Consider the following 19,876-nt stretch of genomic DNA (forward strand, 5'->3'; position numbering starts at 1 on the left):
TGCGAGATGCCTCGGAGCGGAAGACCTTATAGGAGGGGCGGTCGGCCAATTAGGGCCGGAGGGCTATGCCCGTGTACCGGTGGCGGCGAGAAGCATCCATGCCGGCGATGAGATCAAAGACCCAACGCACGGCTTGGGCGCGATCCTGACGCGTCATAGCCCGGAATGCGCGCTCGATCTCCTCCGCCAGCGGGTCGAAATCGCCGGAGTCATCTAGACCGTCGGTGACACCGGCATCGATGTAGGGGAAGGTTTGAGGCAACATCCAGATCGACCGGACTATCCGCGAGGTGAAGAGACGCAGGTTCGATGCCCTCGCGGCTTCATCCGGAGAAACTCTCGCCAACCAGCGGATGCACCCCGAGACCCATTGTTCCAAATCAGGTCCGTTCGCGGCGATCGAAGGGGCTTGGGCTAGCACATACTCGAGTACCCCGTTCCCGCCAGCCCCGTCAAGATGTTCGATCACGGCCGCCAGCGCAGTTGGACTGCCGTGAGCCGTTCTCAACGCATCCGTGTAGAGGGACGCGTCAAAAGGAATACCGACGTAGCGGTGAGGGAGTAGGCAGACGTCTATCTTGCGCTCGTCCGTCGCGGAAAGTAGGCCGCGCTGTCTGAGTGCCCCCACGAGAGCGAGCGTCGAGAAGGCCGTGGCGCCGGTGTCTGACGCGATTCGATTGAGGGCGAGATCGTCTGACCACAGTGCTCTGTCGGTTCCAGCCACGGCGGTAGCGCCGAACCAAGCGTCATCTGCAAACGCATCACCCAGCTCTGGGTGCGCATAGCTCCGACTACGGGTCTCACGTACGAGCGGTCTCATCATCGCGACGAGCGCTTCAGCTATCTCGCGGTCATCGGCTCCCCTCCCGAACGCACGCAATGAGACTGGGCCCCTAAAGGCTGTCAAGTAGGAGTGAGCCCGCCCGAACCTCGTGATCGATTGGAGAGCTGCGACAGCGTCGCGAAACTGTTCAGAGGAGATGGCTAGTGCCGGGAACTGTGCAAGCAGCTTGACTCGCAGCGGTTCCGGTAGAGCTACCAGCGTGAACACTGCCGTTGTGTCAATCACGACGGGACGCTGAATCGAGTTGGCAGCAGCTGAGATTTCGTCCTGGTCGCCCGATATAGAGAATCGAACCCCCGATGCCGACGAAATGACTGCCTCGGCGTAGGTGCCGCCATGCGCGAGGGTGGCCAGTCCGAGCGGGAACTGTCCCGACCCAACCTGTGCATCGAGCTCACGGGTGTCAGTGCGTTCGCCGACTGCAGACGTTATAGCGTCCACGATCGAGTCCCTGTTAGTCAGGTCCAAAGTAATCTGCCGGATTTCCCCATCGGGAAAATCACGGAAGTATCCCGCGATTAGTTCGGCGCGCGTTGTCTGCCGCGGATCAGCCAGCTCGGCTTCCGGCGATGGTCCGCCATCCGACGCGGCTGGGGCCGCATCCACCTCCTCGCTCTCGGCGTCCTCTCCTGCGGATCCAGGAAAGAGGACCAGCCCGACGATGTGACGCCGGATCTCTTCGTCAGCTGCCCACTCCGCTGCGACGGTCGCCAGATCCTCCACAGAGGCGATGGCCTCGCCGAATTCCTCGCACAGGGCAAGCCACACGAGTACGTCTCGACGCGAATCGGGCCGTTCTCTATGGGCGACGCTATTCCATGTTCCCAATGCGGCATCGGACTCACCTGCGTGATACTGACAGGAAATCAGCGCCCAGATGGCGGAGCGATTGTTTGGCTCCAGGCGGACAAGCGTCTCCGCCGAGCGGATCGCACGAACCCAGTCCCCCACGGCGGCGAACAATTCCACCAACAGTGCGTGGGTGCGGACCAACGCGCCCCACGAAGGCGGCGCCGCCGCGAGGGCTCGCTCTGCGCAATTGATGGCCTCCATATTGTTGCTGGCATTCTTCTCGAGCCTGGCCGCGGCGAGCCACACATCAGGATCGCCCAGACGCTCCGCCGCAGACCGCAGCGATTGAAGTTCGAGGTCGGCCCTGCCCATCGACCGGTACAGCTGGCTCAGTGTCATGCTTAGGCTTGCTGACGAGTGAGCCGCAACTCGGAGCTTGTCTACACCGCCTGGCCTGTCCGCGAATGCGTCCGCAATCAGCGTCAGCTCGTCAGCGAACTTGACGTTGCCCGCCGCGCGCTGCTCGTGCACGAACGGATGCACCTGACCGAGTGTCGCGAGGGTGTAAGCGAACTGTCCCTTCGCATCGGGATCCGCAGAGGTGTCCAGAGCACGTGCAAAATACGCGGCAGCCGCCTCACGGTCGCCGCTTGCCTCTGCGATGAGGCCATACAGGTGGTGGGAAAGCGTCGGATCCAGCCCGGGATCCGAAACAAGCGACTCCGCGGCCTCCAGCATCCCGTTCTCCGCAAGCATGATGGCCGCTGCCCCTCGAACTGCGACGGTTTGCGCTTCACTCTCCGTCGCCTCTCCTTGTGGGGCGGGTTGCGTCAAGGCAAGCGCACGGACGGGGTCGTTCAGAAGCCGAGCCGCTGTCGATGCGAGCACCACGACCTCGCCAGTGTCGTGTCCCCACTCCCGTAAGGAATCCCGCAGTCCTACCAAGAGCGAGAAGGCTGCGGCAACATCCCCATGGTGCAAGTCCGACGGTGTGAACAGCTCGCGCGAAATCAGAGCACGCGCGGCAATGAGCGTCGCCGCGGTCGATCCGAGCCGGCTAAGCGGCATGGCCAGCGCAATCGCCTTCTCGTAGTCGCGCTCGTTCAGTGCGACTCGTGCAAGGAGTATGTCGCGTGTTGCCCGCTCCGCAACGATCTTGGGAATCCAGGACAAGAGGACGTCGACAGCCCGTACCGTGTCCCCGGCGAACTCGAGCGATCGAGCTCTTACCAAGGGATGATCGACATCGGCGAAGGTCAGCTGTTGGTCGTTCGCTGAGCCCGAAGCCCAGGCGCGACGTACCTCCCAATAGCCCAGCGGATACGCCCCCCGGGCAATCCCTACCTCGAAGAACTTCTCCGCCGTTGCTAACAGCCCCAGGTCGGCTGCCAGATCGGCGAGCCAGCAGAGAACGGCGGCTGGAGCTTCCGCCAGGAAGTTCGGCAAATTGAGGCCCCAGCTCGTGAGGATGCCTTCACGGTCGCCAGTGGCAAGTAGGCCCACGACGCTGGGCATGCGAGACCACGACTGACGGACTTCGCCCGCCGCTTCAGCCCGTATGGGCCTGAGCCGCGACAGACGAGACTCCCACAGCAACTCATCCTGGTCTCGAGTCTGGAGGCTATCTTGCAGGGTGTCGATCCGTTCGACTAGGGCAGCACCGACCGCTGTGGTTGCGCCAACTGGTGAAGATCGAGACTGAATCGCCGCTTCAAGCAGTTCGAACAAGCGATCACCCTGCGCCGCGTCTCCTGAAGTAAGAACGCCCAGCGACTGACGAAGCTGCTGCCGCGCCGACACCTCGTCCAAATGGGAAACGAACCGGGTTCGATACAGGTGCATCCGGAGGTCTCTGCGATTGACGCGGATACCTTCGTCTGCGGCGCGGTGCTGAACAGACTTGGCGACCCGAGACTCAAGGGTGAGCCACTTCAAGAACGACTTGATTGGCTCGACAACGTACGACATCGCCTCGGACAACGTGCTCCCATCCACTGACAGCGCCGCACGGTCGTGTATCGTCAGCGCCCGCGCGTGCTTGGACCCCTTCAGCGTACGATTCGCGCTCTCGCATGTTGTGTCGACATTGCCTAAGGAGGGAAATGCGCATAGGCAGCAGGCTAGGACTGTGGCCTCTAGGGTCCGGCTAGCTTCTTCGCGAAGTCGCGCGCTGTGATCGACGCGGACAGATTGTCGCACATGGTGCTTACGTCGCGGACCACGCAACCGATCGCCGCATCACTCACCCTCGTCCTTGGGTCAGGTAGTGACACTTGCCACACCGCCAATGCGCGCGCTCGGCCCGAGTCGCGGGTAGATCTAGCTGCCCTCAAGCCGGTCCCCCAACGACCCGTTGAGCAATTGCCGAGCGGGTGGCACGCCGTCGGCAATAATGGTGATCCAGATGCCCGCCCGGTGGAGAAGCCCGCGCGTGCCTCGAATGCGACACCGCATGTGTCTCGGAACCCTTGGGATACGAGACGTCTCACGTCGTCCCTCGTGACCGGTCCCGATCTTTCTTGTTTGCCCCGGAATGTCGCGGCCCGGCGATTCTCATAACTACGTCTCACAACCTCCTGCTTGAATCGCAGTACTCACCGTTAGTTACGAGACACGCTGGAGCAGAATGATCAAGCTGATCGGCTACGCGCGCGTCTCGACCCGCCAGCAAACCACCGACCGGCAACAGACCGATCTCTTGGCCGTTGGCGTCCGACGCGATGACCTCTACATCGACCACGGCATCTCTGGCGCTCGAGCATCACGGCCGGGCTTCGACCGCGCGTTAGATGCTCTCCACAAGGGCGACACCCTCGTCATCACGACTCTGGACCGGCTAGGCCGATCAACCCAGAACATGCTCGCTTTTGCTGAAGAGCTCCGGGGCCGCGGAGCTGGCCTTCGCGTGCTCAACCTGGGCGGGGGTAACGTCGACACATCAACACCCATGGGGTCCATGCTGTTCACCATCATGGCCGCTCTCGGGCAGATGGAACACGAGATAAAGCGAGAGCGCGTCGTCGACTCCATCAACAAACGCCGCGACGCCGGCAAGAATCTGGGCGGCCGCCCGCGGCTCATCACCGACAGCCAAATCCGCAACGCCCGCCGACTCATCGAAGGCGGAGAACCCGCAGCTCAAGTCGCGCGTGACCTCGGAATCTCCCGAGCTACGTTCTACCGCCGGGCACGAGCACTCATCGATCCCGAAGTGGAACACTGAGCTGCGGCTCAACGTGGGCCGCGGTGCGCCCGGAGACGGGAGTTTCGAGACGTTGATTTCGTACACGGCTGTCTACGCGCACCGAGGCCCATCAACGCACGCCGGCGCCCGTGTCTCGCAAACCTTCGTTTGAGTACGCCAGGCCGAGGATTCGGTAAGCCAATCTGGCCTGAGGCAGAGATTTCTCCGCCGGCTACTCCGCCGCGGAAACCCCCAGCGCGCTACTTTCTGCGCGATTTGCCGATTCTGACCTTGAGTCAGCTTTATATAGCGACAACGGCAAGATGCAGGTCAAGCTGCTTGTCAGCCAACGCTTTCGTGAGAGTGGCCCGCGATTGTTTGCGCCTCCCACAGACGCGGTCCCGCTCACCGGATTCGCGGCGAGCAGTGCAGCCGTAACCGTGTGGAGAAGACCGTCCCCGTATCAGCGAGGCGACCCTTCGAGTGCGATAGACAAGGGAGCTCCTAGCCGTTTAGTCTCGTTGAGACGCGCGTGGTGCCCTCTGCCCATCTGCTCGGTCGTCTCAAAGAGGAGAACACAGTGCTAAAAATTGAAGCGCTTCAGTACCGGGCGACGGCCACTCTGGCCGCCGTGGCGATGGTTGGAGCGATGGTGATCGGCGATGCTGACGTCACTCGCGCTGCGACGCCGGTGGCTCACGTCACCTGGAGTTCGGAGAACGGGCAGTATGCGGTCGCGGCACGCCCGGATCGGCCTCTTGAGGCGAAGCCGTCTTCGGTGCCGGACACCGTCATCGACGTTGATTCTGGTGCGGAGTATCAGCGCGTATATGGCCAGGGGCAGTCGCTGGAGAGCAGCAGTGTGTGGAACATTGCGCATCTCTCGCCGTCGAAGCGGGAGGAGGTGCTGCAATCGTTGTTCAGCCCGACGACCGGAAACGGCTACAACATGATCCGGCTCTCTCTCGGGTGTGCCGACTTCTGCTCAGAGGAGTTCTACACCTACAACGACACGGCTCCGGGGCAGACGGATGAGTCGTTGTCCGGGTTCTCCATCCAGAAGGACATCGACGCCGGCATCATCGCGATCGCACAGCGAGCACGGCAGATCAACCCAAGCATCCGGTTCTACTTGTCGATGTGGTCGGCGCCGGCGTGGATGAAGACGAACGGCAGTCTGATCAACGGTGGCTTCGTCAAGCCGGAGTACTACGACGAACTTGCCCGCTACCAGCGAATGGCCATTCGCGCTTACGAGTCACAAGGCATCCCGATCGCGGCGATCACACCGCAGAACGAGCCTCGTGTGATCACGAACTACCCAACCGGCGAGTGGACCGGCGAGCAGATGCGCGACTACATCAAGGGGTACCTTGGTCCGGAACTGGAGAGCGCTGGCCTTGACACCGAGATCTGGGTCGGGGACGACAATCCCCCTCGCCTCCGCGACTTCGTCCCTGCGATTCTGGATGACCCGGCGGCGGCGCAGTACGTGGACGGCGTCGCGATCCACGACTACAGCGGCGACGCCCCGTCCGTGCTCTCCGAGTTCGCACTGCGCTATCCCGGCATGCCTATCCATCTCACCGAGCGCAGCTATTACGGAATCAACGGTGAGGCGAACAAGATTGACGGCAATTGGCAGGCTGGGATGCGGCGGGTCATGGAGCTGTACCGCAACGGGCTTCAGAGCTGGACCTACTGGCTGAGCTTCTTCGATACCGCGGGTGAACCAAACACCGGTCCCCTTCGCGCGGAGTGCTGCTCCCTCCCCTTCACGGCGCCCCCCGGGAGCCTGGACGCCGTGACAGCAAACCGCGACTACTACCTCTACGGACAGCTCTCCCGGTTCGTGCCATCGGGTTCCGTTCGGATCGGGTCGAGCCAGACATCCACCGAGGTCAGTAACGTCGCGTTCCGGAACCCGGACGGGAGAATCGTCGTGGTTGTGGCCAACGGAGCATCCAGCCCCCGCACCGTCGCGCTCAGGTCGCAGGACGGCACGGTCACCGACACCCTGCCTGCGATGACCGTCGGAACGTACCGCTGGGATTCGGCGGTTTCGCAGACGGACGACCGGGTGGGGACCTATCAACTGGTGAACAGAGCGTTCCCTGCGCTTGCTGTGCAGAATACCCGTGAGACTTACCGTGCAAATCCTGACGCCACGCATACGGTCGCTACTCCAACGGCATGGAACACGATCGAGCAACGGTGGGTGATCACCAGCGCCGGCGACGGTTACTACCGCCTCACTAGCCTCAGCTCGCCAACGCGAGTGCTGCACACCACGGGCGAGCACTATGCCGGCTGGTCCACATCCTGGAACGTGGCCACGGTGTCGAGCTCGCTTCGTTGGGACGAGCAACTGTGGCAGATCGTGCCGACAGGCGATGGCTATTACCGGCTTTTGAACAAAGCGCGAGGCACCGCGCTCCAGATCACGGGAGAACGCTACGGATCCTGGCAGAACGTGCACCAACTGGCGAGCAGCCCGGCCGCCTGGAATACCCCCGAGCAGCAGTTCCGTTTGGTAGCCGACTGACGCCAGCAGTGACGCACGTCGGCTCAGCTGTGTGGGCCGAGCACACTCTCGGCGAAGGCAGAAAAAGGTGTAGGTGCATGAACGAGGTCGTGCCGCAGGGGTGATAGGGCCGTCGCGCACGTGCGTCTGCGCCGATCGACTGGCTCCACGCCCGGCCGCTCGAGGGCCATCCCCCGGTTGAAGGTCGGCCGGCGGATGCCCGAGACCGAAGATCTTCGATGGAGATCCGCGACGAAATTGCTCGTCGCTTCGGAGCAGAGTTGCGGCTTCTCGCGGCTTCCCATCGAGATGGACCCACAAGCCGTGCGGAGAGCACGCTTCCAGCAGCGCTCGACCATACGGCGAGTGAGTCGAAGGGCGTGGCCTTCCGGAGGCGAGCGACAGCCGACCTTTTGGTTCCGCCTCACCTACCGCAAACGCGCTGTCGAGAAATAGTGGGTGATGGTCGGGCTGTGGCGCACACGACCCGACCATCACCCTTCGGCAGCCTCAGCGCACCGTCAGCGCGCCCTGCAACTGAACATCGGTCGCGGAGCGTGCGACGAACAGCCGGACCTGCCCCTTCGGTGTTACCCACTTGTCGGATGCCTCGTCCCAGTAGGCGAAGGCGGACCGGTCGAGCTGGACAGTGACCTTTTTCTTCTCCCCCGGCTGAAGGTCGACCTTCGCGAAGCCGGCCAGGCGCCGCTCCGGAGTATCTATCGCATCAGTGGGCAGGCTGCCCGCGTAGACCTGCACCACGTCGGACCCGGCTCGGTCACCGGTGTTAGTGACGTTCACCGTGACCACCGGTGAGCCGGCCCTCGAGTGCGGGGCCGCCTTCGTGTTGTAGCCACCGACCTTGAGCTTGTCGTACGCGAAGGACGTGTAGGAGAGCCCGTACCCGAAGGGGAACAGCGGGGTCTCACCGGTCTTGTCGAACCACTTGTAGCCGACGTAGATGCCTTCGTCATACGCGACGGAGAGGCTCTCGCGATCGAGGGCCGGCACCTGATCTTCGCTGGCCGGGAAGGTGACCGGCAGGCGACCGCCCGGCTCCGCGTCCCCATAGACGACGTCGGCGATGCTCGTTCCCGCGGCCGCGCCCTGGTACCAGGACTGCACGACGCCCGCGACGTCGTCGAGCCAGGGCATCGTGATAGGCCCCGGGGTCTGCAGCACGACGATGGTGTTCGGGTTGACGGCCACGACCGCTTCGATGAGCTCGTTCTGATCTCCGGGGAGGGAGTAACCGAGACGGTCGACGGCTTCACCGGTGACCTCGTTGACGAACACGACCGCCGAATCTGCGTTCCGTGCCGCCTCGACGGCCTCGGGAATCAGCGAATCCGGCTGCCACCCGAGAGTGAGGCGCGGCCCGAAGAAGCCCGCGTCCTTGGTCGAGTACTCGATCGCGATGTCGAGCGGCACGCCGGCATCCACCTCGAGCGTGCCCCCGATCGTGTACTGCTGCGGCGAGAAGAAGAAGTCCCAGATGAATCGTTCGCCATCGAAGAACGTCTTCCCGTCGATCGTGACCTTCGCCGACCCGGAGAGCAGCGACGAGATGCGAAGCAGTCCCGAATCGGTCGGCGTGATCGTCCCGGTCCAGCGCGCCGACCAGGCGGAAGGCAGGTCGGGCACGGGATTGCCGAACGCGAAGTTCACGGTCGGGGTTACGGTCTCGGCGATGGGTGCCCCGTCGAAGGAGTCGTTGCCGAAGAACACTGCGTCGAGTCCTTCAGCGCCGCCCGCCGTTCGCAGCGCGCTGCTCGGGACGACGGGCAGTTCGATGCCATCGCCGAGGCTGCCCTGCGAGACCGCCACGTTGGCGGCTCCCGCCTTCTGCTGGAACGCCTCCACCGGCGTGGTGAAGTCGCCGGGCTGAACGTACGAGGAGCCCTCGATGCCGGTGACCGTGTCCTCACCCGCGGCGCCGATCACGGCGACGCTATCCGATGCCGACAACGGGAGTGCACCGTCGTTCTTCAGCAGTACTGTCGCCGCCGCACCGACGGTGCGCGCAAGCTCCTGGTGCGCCGGAGTTGTAGCGACCGCTACCGCCGTCTCGACGAGCGGGTTGTCGAACGCGCCCGAGTCGAAGAGCGCGACGAGGATGCGGCGGACGGCATCATTCGTGCGCTCGATCGGGATGCGGCCGTCCGTGAATGCTTCGCGTGGCGTCACGCCGGGGTATAGCGCCTGCGAGTCGATGCCGGCGTTGATGCCGGCGATCGGGTCGGAAGAGGGCTGGAAGTCCGTGCCGACATAGCCCTTCCGGCCGAGATCTGTCTTCAGGTCGGTCAAGAGCTCGGCGTTCTCGCACGCGTAGGTTCCGTTGACCTGCGCGTAGGAGCACATCACAGAGTCGGCTCCACCCTCCCTGATCGCCTGCTCGAACGGCGGGTAGTGCACCTCGCGCAACGCGCGCTCGGAGATGGCGACGTTGAGGTTCTGCCGGTGGCTCTCCTGGTTGTACACGGTGAAGTGCTTGAGCTGTGTAATGACGTCGTTCTGCTCGAAGCCGCGGCTTACGGCCGCGCCCATCTCGCCGTTCACGAGCGGGTCCTCGCCGTAGCCCTCTGCCGCGCGACCGGAGAGGCCGTTGCGGTCGATGTCGACGGTCGGCCCCAGCAGCACGTTCCACCGCTTCGCCCGTGCCTCGGCGCCGATCGCGTCGCCGTACTGCACGGCGAGGTCGGTGTCGAATGTCGCGCCGAGGGCGTTGGGGGCGGGGAACGCCGTCACGCCGGTGTCGCCGCGCAGTCCGTCCGAGGCATCCACTCTTCGCATGATCGGGATGCCGAGATGCGCGAGCGGCGCGAAGTCCTCGTCGTTCGTGGCAAGGATGAGCGTGATCTTCTCGTCGAGGGTCATGGCCTTCAGCAGTCGATCCGCGCGCCAGTCCGGTGACTTCTTGGTGTCACGCCATGGCTGCTGCTTCGACGTGGCACGGGTTGCCGAGGTGGAGTCCGCTGCCGCCGGCGAGATAGCTCCGGGAAGGACGAGGGCTATGGTGCACGCAACCACGAGGGAGGTCGGGGCGAGGCGAAGGAACGGTCTCAAAATGGTTCTCCTTTGAACTGCTACATCTGTGAGGGGAGCCTCGAGGGACGCGTTGCGCTCCGTCGAGCGTGGATGTCGAAAGGGGACGGGGACTTCGTGGGGTTTTGGTGTGCTCGGCTCCTTACCTCTCGCTCCTGACACTCGGGTCTGGCGAGGCGGGTCTCAGCTGTACTCCTCGATGCGCCACTCGTCGCGCCACTCAATGACCGGTCGGTCGCCCTCGAACCGGATCGGCAGCCATACGTAATCGGCGATCGTGGTGTCGACGTCGGCGAACTCCTCCATCGGCTCGTCCCCGTCGCGCCCCGGCGCGAAGTGCTCGACGAAGGCGTCGTGAGCCTGCTGGCCGTGCTCGAGATGGCGGGGCAGCCACCGGTCGGCGATCGCGATGTACAGATCCTTCTTCTCGGGATGCCGGAACACCGACGAGATCTGAGAGTGGAACGAGGTCCGTGACGCATCGGAGGGGTGCAAATCCCCCAGCACCGTGAAGGGCCCGTGGTAGCTCTTCGCCACCGCCGCTTCCGAGGGATTGGGGTAGTACCCCGTCGTCCCGGAGGTGAGCAGGTAGTGCTGCCGGTCGCGCGCGAAGTACGCGGGCGCCTCGCGCACGAAGGGCGGCTGCGGCTGCGGGAAGTGCGTGGAGTAGTACCCGGTGACGTCGGTGTAGTCATCCGTCAGGTCTGCGCAGATCATCTCGGAGTGCACACGTTCGAAGTAGTAGTACGCCTTCCCGTCGTGGGGGTCGACGACCAGGTCAAAGTCGCCGGCGCTCACGCTCAGCGGGCGAAGCCACGTCTGCACGATCTCGTACGGGCCCAGGATGCTGTCTGCGACGAGCACGGTCGAGCGCTGGATCGACCCCTTCGTCATCACCTTGATCCAGCACACGTACTTGCCCGTGTCGCGGTTGAAGATGATGTGCGGCCGGTCGAGCAGCTGCGTCGGGTGCAGCGGAGAGCTCTCGTCCTCCTCGTCCGGCGGGATGATGAGCCCGCGGTCGGTCCAGTTGTAGAGGTCGGTCGAGCTGTAGCAGCGCACACCCCAGTGCCAGATTCCGGTGCCGGGGGCCGACTTTTCCTTGTTCTCGCCGTACCAGTAGTACGTGCCGTCCACGTGGAGCACCGAGCCGCCATGGGCGTGGATCCGCTCGCCCTTGGTGTCGAGCCAGGGCTGGCCGGGCATGATCGAGTCCCTTGTGTGGGTCGGGTGCGGGAGGGTGTCTTCTTCGGGTGGTGTGAACTGGTTCATGCGTTTTCGCGCTGCCTTCGTTGCGTGGCCGGTGGCTGCAGAGGGTCGTCCGCGGGGTCCCGGAATGTGCTGTGGAACGTGTGGTGCCCGGGTGCCACACGGATCTGCTCGTCCGCGCCCGGAAGGATCACGATTCCTTCCGCGCCGGGCGGCACGTCCAGTTGCAGCGTGAACGCGGTGCCCTCGCGCTGCCAGGAGATGGACGTTGTTCCCTGTGGGCTTTCGTGTCGGGCGTGCGTGTAGGTGAGTCCTCCGCCGGGATGGGGCTGGAAGCGAATCTTCTTCCAGCCCGGCGCGGCGGAGGCAAGGCCGGCGACACTGCGGTGCAGGAAGTCGGCGACCGCTCCGAGCGCGTAGTGATTGAAGGAGGTCATGTCGCCGGGGTTGATGCTGCCGTCGGGAAGCATGCTGTCCCAGCGTTCCCAGATCGTGGTCGCTCCCATGCTGACCGGATATAGCCAGGATGGGAGTCGGTCCTGCAGCAGCAGCCGGTAGGCGGCATCCGGATCGCCGGCAAGGACGAGGGCGTCGCAGATGATTGGGGTGCCGACGAATCCGGTGGTGATCCGGTATCCGCTGTGTTCGACGAGTTCGAGCAGTCTGCGCCCGGCCCGGGCGGCGGTATCCGCATCATCGAACAGGTCGAAAACCAGAGCTATCGCCAGTGATGCGGCGGTATCACTGACGACGCGGCCGGTAGGGGTGATGAACTCCGCGCGGAAGGCTGCAGCGGCACGGTCGGCGATGTGCTGGTACCGGTTCGCGTCCGTTACCTTGTTCAGCAGGCGGGCGGTGCGGGCCAGGATGCGTGCAGTCTTGACGTGGTAGGCGGTAGCGACCAGGTACCTGTCCGTCTGGGAATCGCCCGGGCTTTCAGGGGGCGCGGCTGGGTCCAGCCAGTCGCCGAGTTGGAATCCGCTGTTCCACAAGCCGCTGTGACCGGTGAGCCGGTCGACTAGGTCCACCCATCCGCGCATGCTGTCGTACTGCTCGGTGAGCACCCTGGTGTCACCGTCGTGCAGATACATCTCCCATGGCACGATGACGGCCGCGTCGCCCCAGGCGGCGGTTGGGAAGTTCGGGAAGCCGCACTCCACCCAGGGAACGAAATTCGGCACGTGACCGTCGTCCCACTGCTCGGCGGCAAGGTCTCGGAGCCATCCGGTGAGTGTGCCGTGCGCGCCGTACAGGTAAAGAGCGGTCGAGGCGAACACCTGGATGTCGCCCGTCCAGCCCATGCGCTCATCGCGCTGGGGGCAGTCGGTGGGCAGGTCGACGAAGTTGTCGCGCATGCTCCACACCACGTTGGAGTGCAGTTGATTCAAGCCGTCGTGAGAAGACTCGAACCACCCGGTACGCGGCATGTCTGTGTGAAGAACAACCGCTTCCACATCAACCGTCTGCGGGCCGCCGGGCCATCCCTCCAGTTCGGCGTAACGGAACCCGTGAATAGTGAAACGGGGTGACCACTCCTCTCCGGGAACGCCCGCACACCGGTACGTGTCAATGGAGGTCGCCGCTCGCAGCGGACGCGTCCCGAGGTGCCCCTCCTCGATTACCTCGGCGTGGTGCAGACGGATCACATCCCCCACGCTCCCCTGCGGCCGGATGCGCAGTCTGCCGGAGATGTTCTGCCCGAAATCGAGCCGAATCCGCCCCCCCGGGATCTCCTCGATCGTGACCGGCGCGATGGTCTCGATCTCGCGAACCGGAGGCGCGGTTGGCGCCTCGATCCGTGCGTTGAAGGAATCCAGCGGGATGGTCACGGCTGGCGTCCATCCCTGTGCGTTCCTCGACCGGCACCACTGGTCGTCGTACAGGGTCGCGTCGTACGCCTCCCCCTCATACAGCCCGGCAGCCAGGATCGGAGACAGCTGCCATTCCCACTTGCCGGAAAGGGGCACCACGAGGTTGCGCCCGTCCGTCGTCGTGATCTCCAACTGCAGGAGCAGACTGACGTCAGTACCATAGTTGTCCCACACCCCGCCGTCGAAGCCAATGTGCCCGCGATACCACCCGTCGCCGAGCCAGGCGCCGATGACGTTGCCGCCCTCCTGCAGCTGCGTGGTCACGTCATACGTCTGATAGCGGAGTCGATGACGGTAGCTGGTCCAGCCCGGTGCGAGGCGATCATCCCCGATCGGCTCGCCGTTCAAATCCAGTTCGTAAAGTCCATGCGCCGTCGCGTAGACCCGGGCGCGCGCAATATCGGGCATGCAGAGGCCTAACTCCTCCAGCACGAAATGAGCCCGAAGCAGGTACGCCGGGCGAGGCGAGTCGTGCGTGGCACGCATCGAGGGAGAGACGAAGTCGACTTCCCAGTCACCGCTCATGCCGGCCTCGACCAACAGCGGGGCGCTCCAGTTCCCCCCCGGCAAAGCACGCACCCGCAGCGAGCCACCCGCCCGGGCTGAGAGGTCGCCGAACGGCCAGTGCACCAGCCGCGTATCGGAGGCGTGCGCACGCTCGGTCCTGCCGTCGTGCCACCTGAACTCGAGTTCCGATTCAGGGGTGTCACCCGGCGGTATCCATGAGATCCGTGGGCGTCGCTCGTCGATGCCAAGTGCGGACGCTCCGCGGCGGTTCTCAAGCCAAATGGGGGTGTCAGCCGGGATCATGTCAGCCCTTCACTGATCCGGCCGTGAGGCCCTTCATGACCCGCTGATTGAGGAACAGATAGATCAGGAGTGTCCCGAGAACGCTCACGGAGATCGCAGCGAAGGTAGGACCGTAGTCGACCGCGCCGTACTCTCCCGTGAAGTTGAGGAGCCCGACCTGGATGGTGCGCAGATCGGCCCGGTTGGTGAAGGTCAGTGCGATCAGCAGGTCGTTCCAGATGAAGAAGAACTGCACCAAGCCGACGGTGAAAATGGCGTTCCGCATCAGCGGGAGCGCGATCGACCAGAACATCCGGTAGATGCTCGTCCCATCGATTGCGGCAGCCTCGAAGATCTCGCGCGGGATTGCCCGCATGTAGGTGGCCATCATGAATACCGTCAGCGGCAGTCCGATCGCTGTGTAAGTGATGATCAGCGGCCACAGCGTGCCGGTCAGTCGCAGGTTGAAGTAGATCGTGAACAGCGGCAGGAGGATCATCTGGACCGGGACCATGATGCCGATCAGGAATGCGATCAGCACCGTCCCGCGGCCCTTCCAGACCATCACCTCGAGCGCGAACCCCGCCGCCACCCCCAGGAAAATGATGAGGGCCAGGGACGGGAAGACGGCGACGATGCTGTTGCGGATATAGGTACCGAGCCCGCCTTCGACGAACGCCGAGACATAGTTGTCCAGGTTCCACTGCTGGGGAAGCGCCCAGAACGGCTCGTTCAGGAACTCGGGTTGCGTTTTGAACGAACCGAGGAACATCCACAGCACCGGGTAGATCATGATGATGAGCAGAATGGCGACGCCGATCAGCAGCGGCAACCGGCGCAGGCGGCGGGAGAGAGGCAGCTTTCGGGCGGTGCCGACAGTCGTGGTGAGCGCAGACATGATCAGCCTTTCGTCGGGTCGCGGCGCGTGGACCGGAAGATGACGAGAGTCACCAGCAGGCACAGGAGGGTGAGCATCATGGCGACGGTGGAGCCGTAACCGAACTCGCCGTAGTTGAACGATGTGCGGAACATGTACAGCGTGAGCGGCGTGGTCGCCGTCCCGGGGCCGCCATTGGTCAGGGCCACGACCGTGTCGAACACTTTCAACGTGCCGTTGATGCTGAAGATGATGGAGGAGAGCAGCACGGGCAGTGACAGCGGGATGACGATGGAACGCACCAACCGGAACCCTCCGGCGCCATCCAGCCGAGCCGACTCAATGATGTCTTCGGGGATCTCGACGAGCCCCGCATACAGCAGCACCGCGTAGAAACCCATCGAACGCCACAAATCCATCAGGATGATGACCCCGAACGACGCGGCCGGCTGGCCGAACCAGTCCACCGCGTTCAGCCCGATCGCCTCCAGGATGACGTTCACCGGGCCGAGCGTCGGGGCGGCTTCGAAGAGCTTGCTGAACAGCAGGGCCACCGCCACGGTGGGGAGCACGACGGGGAAGAACACGATCGTGCGGATCAGTGCCGATGAGCGGCGCAGATAGAAGATGTACAGCAGCGCGAGCAGGTATCCGAAGGCCACCTGCAGGAGCGTCATGATCAGCGCGTACCGAATCGTGAACCCCACCGTCTCCCATGCGGTCGGATCCTGGAAGAACTTGACGTAGTTGTCAAAGCCGACGAACTCGAAGCCGCGGATCGCGTTTCCGTCGAGGAGGGTGTAGCCGGCGGACCAGAAGATCGGCACCAGCATGATGGCGGTGTACAGAAGCAGCGCCGGTCCGAGCAGGATCAGGACGGCTCGGCGATCACCGAGAAGTTTTTGCATCGTTCTTCCTCGTCATAGAGACGCCGGAGGAACCATGGCTTCCATGATCCCTCCGGCGCGGGTGTGGGGACGGTCAGCCCTCGTTGGCGGCCGTGACGAGCTGCATGAACTCTTCGCCGCTCAACGTGCCGGAAGCGAGTCCGCCGCCGTTCGTCTGACTGACGGTCGTGCCCTCAGGGCTGAACGTCGCCTCGAACCAGAGAACGCTTCCAGACGCTGCGGAGATGGTGTCCTGAACGAGCGTGGTCAGCTCGGGCTGGTCGGCCGGGGCCTCATCGATCGTGAACCCGGTGATCACACCCGACTCCGCCAGGGCGGTGTCGCCATAGCCCTCAACGACGCACTTGAGCCACTCGGCCGTCTCATCGGTGTAGTCCTGCGTCGTGAACATCACCGGGATACCGGCGTTCGCCGGAACCTCATCGATGCTGCCCGCGCCGCCTTCCACGGCCGGGAACGGAGCGAATCCGATGTTCTCTACCCCGATCTGGTTCTCTTCGGGGTTGGTGAAGTTGCCCAGCGCCCAGCTGCCCATGTAAAAGAACGCGCCCCCACCCGTGAGGAACTGGTTCATCGCCGTCGTGTAATCAATCGAACCGGGGGCGGCACCGAAGTACCCCGCCGCGCCCAACTCTGCCACCGCGTCGGCGCCGGCCACATACTCAGGGTCGGTCAGGCTCGCGTCCCCGTCTGCGACCTTCTGCAGCGCGTCAGGGCCCAGATCACGGAGGATGTAGTTGCCCACCAGGCGTGTCACCGGCCAGCCATCCTGACCGGCGGCGATGAACGGCTGCACCCCGGCCGCCTGCAGCGTCTCCGCCGCAGCTACCAGGTCATCCCAGGTCGCAGGAGCCTCGACGCCGTTCGCCGCGAGGATCTCCTTGTTGTACCAGAAGCCCTCGATGTTCAGCTCAGTCGGCAGCGCCCACAGATCCTCCGAGTCATAGAGGGCCTTCAGCGTAGATTCTGCCGCCGGAAGGATCTTGTCCGCGACACCCAACTTCTCCAGTTCTTCGGACAAGTTGACGACCTGGTCGTTGGCGATGAACTCCTTCATCAAGGTCGGCGTCCCGGCGGCCATGCTCATGTTCGACAGTGCCCCCTGGCCGGCAAGGAGCTGCAGCTGCTGATCCCAGGTGGATCCCGGAATCGCGTCCGCCTTCAGCGGCGCGGCAGCGTTCGCATCGCTGCAGACGCCCTCGGCGAGCGATTCGAGCGTGCCCACGATGGTGGTGTTCTCCGTCTGACCGAAATAGGTGAATTCGCCCGTCCCGCCCCCTCCCGAGGTGTCCGAACCGCCGGTGCAGCCGGCCAAAACGAACGCGCCGGCGCTGAGCACGGCGACAGCGGGAATCAGGCGCCGAAAACGCTTGGTGGCTGTGGTCACAATTCCTCCTTGAAAGCGACGCCTCGGGTTGAAGCGCTTCACCCGGAATGCTCGCACGTCCGAGGATCGGCGTCAACTCGCCGTTACCATTTCGTGAAACGCTTCATGGACCCGGCGTCAGCGGCTGGCAAGGGGATACAGTCTGAAAGCAGTAGCCGCCATGCCGGCGCGTCGACCGGAGAAGGATGATCATGGCCACCGAACGAAGAACTCACGGCCACACCCAGCCGAGCATGGCGGACGTCGCGGCACACGCGGGCGTGGCCCTCGGTACTGTCTCGAACACCTTGAACAGTCCTCAGAAGGTCACCGAACGGACCCGCCGTCGAGTGCTGGCCTCGATCGCCGAGTTGGGTTTCGTGCGCAACGATGCTGCACGCTTCCTTGCCGCCGGCACCAGCACGGCGGTCGGTCTTGTCGTCGCCGACCTCGGCAACTCATTCTTCGTCGACATCGCCCGCGGCGCCGAAAAGGTGATGCGCCGTCAGGGGCTGAACGTGATGATCGTAAACAGCGACATCGATCCGGACAGAGAGATCCGCAATCTGCAGCTCTTCGAGCAGGCACGAGTCGCAGGCATCATCCTCGCACCCCTCGACACCCCCCTTATCCGCTCAGAGCATCTCCCTCTGCAACGCACACCGACCGTGCTCGTAAACTTCGAATCTCCCAGCCATGCCTATGCCGGCGTCGTCGTGAACGAACGCCACGGCGGCGCTCTCGCCGCACGACATCTGCTAGACCTGGGTCGTCGCCGGCTTCTGTTCGCGGGCGGACCTCTCTTTCTCGGCGCAGTGAAGGAGCGATACGACGGCGCCTCAGCCGCGGTTCGCGAAGCTCCACACGCCTCGCTGGACGTCCTGGAAACGCGAGGCCTCAACATCCGCCACGGACGCCAGCTCGCCCAGCAGATCCTCGCCATGGGACCCGGTCGCTACGACGGAATCATCGCCGCCGCCGACCTGCTCGCGATCGGGCTCATCGAGACGCTGTCTCAAACCGACGGGTTTCGGGTACCCGACGACGTAGCCATCACCGGATACGACAACAACCACTTCGCCTCCGAAAGTGCGATCCCGATCACGACGGTAAGCCAGCCGGGAGAGGAGATGGGAAGCGCGGCGGCGGATCTCCTGCTCGATCGGATCGCTAACCCGGAGTCTCCTCGCGAAACAGTCACCCTCGAGCCACACCTGATCTCTCGACGGTCATCGCTCGGGGACATCTGGCAGCGAGACCAGGTTTGACCCGGCATTCGTCCAAGCTCGCCCGTCGGGAAGTGTCAGCTAGGCCCCTCTCAACCAGTTGTGCCGGGGATTTTTACGACTCGCTCGCGCGTTGCTCAAACCTCAGGAAATCAACGACCGCGTAGGGGTCGATCTCATTGCCGTCTTCGTCGCGCGGCCACGTGGCCGCGTCTACCGGCCCCGACAGGTGAGACCCGACGGTCAGAACGATCGTGATGAAGAAGGGCTGATGAAAGGGCCAGCCGGCAGCGGCTCGCGGGTCTGACGCCTCCGCGACATGGTAGATCTGTCCGTCGATCGCCCACGTGATACGGCCAGGCTCCCACTCCAAGACATGCTCCGCCCAGCGATTCACGAGGGACGGGATGTCCCCTGTGACAGAGATGGGCGAACCGCCGGAGTAGCCGGGTCCGTGGATCGAGGCGAAAGGGGAGCTTGGTCGCGCTAGAGCGATCTCGGTTGCGTCGATTTCTCCGCAACCCGGCCAGCCCACAGCGTCAATGTCAGCGCCGTATAGACATACGCCAAATCCGAGACCGTGTCCCGGTCCCAACAGCTGCCTCGTCGTTAAGCGGCCATAGGGCCCGACGGTGAGCTTGTCCTTGGACGAGATGCTGCCGGCCACGTACGGGTAGCCATCTCGCTCCTGCGCACGCGCATGCAAAACAAGGTTGCCCTCTTCCAGCGCCACCATCGCGGGATCGTTGTAATGCTGTTCGTTCAAGTCCCGATTGCCGCCGTAGTCCGCCAACGTCCACACCTGAGGGTCCAGCGTCGATCCGGAGAAAGTCTCCTCCCAGACCACCTTCCACTCAGACCCAGCCGCACCTGGAGCCGTGGTTGGATCTGGCGACGTGGTTGGATCTGGCGACGTTGTCGACGTGCGCCCCGTCCGTTCCGGTGTTGGGCTGCAGGCCGAAGCAAAGGCGGAAGCGATGACCAGCCCTCCCACGCCCAGCACGGTCCGGCGAGACACACGCAACCCCCGTCCCCGTGGACCTGGCTCATCGAACTCAGCCATCCATCACTCCCCTCCGACCACGCAATCCTCGCTCCTGCAGCCTCGAACGCCAGAAGTCCGTGTCGGAGCAACCGTCGAACGCGTGATGACGGATCGGGCCGCTGCGGCGATCCTAGCCGTGGGCCACCACCGTCCGGGCCAAGCCTTCACGGGGGCGGTGCCGACCAATTCGTCGGCG

Annotated in this window: 11 protein-coding genes; 3 read left to right on the forward strand and 8 right to left on the reverse strand. The window is 64.0% G+C overall.

Annotated features, from left to right (window positions below; translation table 11 throughout):
• Positions 1–49 precede the first annotated feature (49 nt).
• Positions 50–3,631 (reverse strand): hypothetical protein, encoded by a 3,582-nt coding sequence (locus ACPW96_RS17920; protein WP_425884637.1) that lies wholly within the window; start codon positions 3,629–3,631, stop codon positions 50–52.
• A gap of 631 nt (positions 3,632–4,262) precedes the next feature.
• Between ACPW96_RS17920 and ACPW96_RS17925 the strand changes: the two genes are divergently transcribed.
• Positions 4,263–4,859, forward strand: coding sequence for a recombinase family protein (locus ACPW96_RS17925; RefSeq protein ID WP_425884639.1), 597 nt, complete (start codon positions 4,263–4,265; stop codon positions 4,857–4,859).
• 541 nt (positions 4,860–5,400) lie between these two features.
• Positions 5,401–7,365: an RICIN domain-containing protein gene (locus tag ACPW96_RS17930; RefSeq protein ID WP_425884641.1), complete on the forward strand. Its 1,965-nt coding sequence runs from the start codon at positions 5,401–5,403 to the stop codon at positions 7,363–7,365.
• 489 nt (positions 7,366–7,854) lie between these two features.
• On the opposite strand, the gene ACPW96_RS17935 is transcribed toward ACPW96_RS17930, so the two are convergent.
• The 6 genes from ACPW96_RS17935 to ACPW96_RS17960 all read right to left on the reverse strand — a co-directional run bounded on the left by ACPW96_RS17935 (position 7,855) and on the right by ACPW96_RS17960 (position 17,430).
• Complete coding sequence (locus ACPW96_RS17935) at positions 7,855–10,410, reverse strand: glycoside hydrolase family 3 protein (protein ID WP_425884642.1); 2,556 nt, start codon at positions 10,408–10,410, stop codon at positions 7,855–7,857.
• A 162-nt stretch (positions 10,411–10,572) separates the two neighbouring features.
• On the reverse strand, positions 10,573–11,595 hold the full coding sequence (locus ACPW96_RS17940; RefSeq protein WP_425884644.1) for a family 43 glycosylhydrolase: 1,023 nt from the start codon (positions 11,593–11,595) through the stop codon (positions 10,573–10,575).
• A gap of 62 nt (positions 11,596–11,657) precedes the next feature.
• Positions 11,658–13,994: a family 78 glycoside hydrolase catalytic domain gene (locus ACPW96_RS17945; protein ID WP_425884646.1), complete on the reverse strand. Its 2,337-nt coding sequence runs from the start codon at positions 13,992–13,994 to the stop codon at positions 11,658–11,660.
• Between the two features lie 286 nt (positions 13,995–14,280).
• Positions 14,281–15,156, reverse strand: coding sequence for a carbohydrate ABC transporter permease (locus ACPW96_RS17950; protein ID WP_425884648.1), 876 nt, complete (start codon positions 15,154–15,156; stop codon positions 14,281–14,283).
• 2 nt (positions 15,157–15,158) lie between these two features.
• Positions 15,159–16,043: a carbohydrate ABC transporter permease gene (locus ACPW96_RS17955; protein WP_425884650.1), complete on the reverse strand. Its 885-nt coding sequence runs from the start codon at positions 16,041–16,043 to the stop codon at positions 15,159–15,161.
• Between the two features lie 73 nt (positions 16,044–16,116).
• Positions 16,117–17,430 carry an ABC transporter substrate-binding protein gene (locus ACPW96_RS17960; RefSeq protein ID WP_425884652.1) on the reverse strand — a complete coding sequence of 438 codons (1,314 nt, stop codon included), beginning with the start codon at positions 17,428–17,430 and terminating at the stop codon, positions 16,117–16,119.
• Positions 17,431–17,621: 191 nt separating this feature from the next.
• On the opposite strand from ACPW96_RS17960, the gene ACPW96_RS17965 reads away from it, so the two are divergent.
• Positions 17,622–18,677: a LacI family DNA-binding transcriptional regulator gene (locus tag ACPW96_RS17965; protein ID WP_425884653.1), complete on the forward strand. Its 1,056-nt coding sequence runs from the start codon at positions 17,622–17,624 to the stop codon at positions 18,675–18,677.
• A gap of 73 nt (positions 18,678–18,750) precedes the next feature.
• On the opposite strand, the gene ACPW96_RS17970 is transcribed toward ACPW96_RS17965, so the two are convergent.
• Positions 18,751–19,482: a glycoside hydrolase family 16 protein gene (locus tag ACPW96_RS17970; protein WP_425884655.1), complete on the reverse strand. Its 732-nt coding sequence runs from the start codon at positions 19,480–19,482 to the stop codon at positions 18,751–18,753.
• Positions 19,483–19,876: the final 394 nt, after the last annotated feature.

It is taken from the genome of Micromonospora sp. DT81.3, from assembly GCF_049847225.1.
GTDB lineage: Bacteria > Actinomycetota > Actinomycetes > Actinomycetales > Microbacteriaceae > Microbacterium.

Bases quoted from the DNA above. Each gene is read 5' to 3' on its own strand.
- ACPW96_RS17925 (WP_425884639.1), top strand. From the start codon at position 4,263: ATGATCAAGCTGATCGGCTACGCGCGCGTCTCGACCCGCCAGCAAACC.
- ACPW96_RS17940 (WP_425884644.1), bottom strand. From the start codon at position 11,595: ATGCCCGGCCAGCCCTGGCTCGACACCAAGGGCGAGCGGATCCACGCC.
- ACPW96_RS17945 (WP_425884646.1), bottom strand. From the start codon at position 13,994: ATGAGCGGTGACTGGGAAGTCGACTTCGTCTCTCCCTCGATGCGTGCC.
- ACPW96_RS17950 (WP_425884648.1), bottom strand. From the start codon at position 15,156: ATGTCTGCGCTCACCACGACTGTCGGCACCGCCCGAAAGCTGCCTCTC.
- ACPW96_RS17955 (WP_425884650.1), bottom strand. From the start codon at position 16,043: ATGCAAAAACTTCTCGGTGATCGCCGAGCCGTCCTGATCCTGCTCGGA.
- ACPW96_RS17965 (WP_425884653.1), top strand. From the start codon at position 17,622: ATGGCCACCGAACGAAGAACTCACGGCCACACCCAGCCGAGCATGGCG.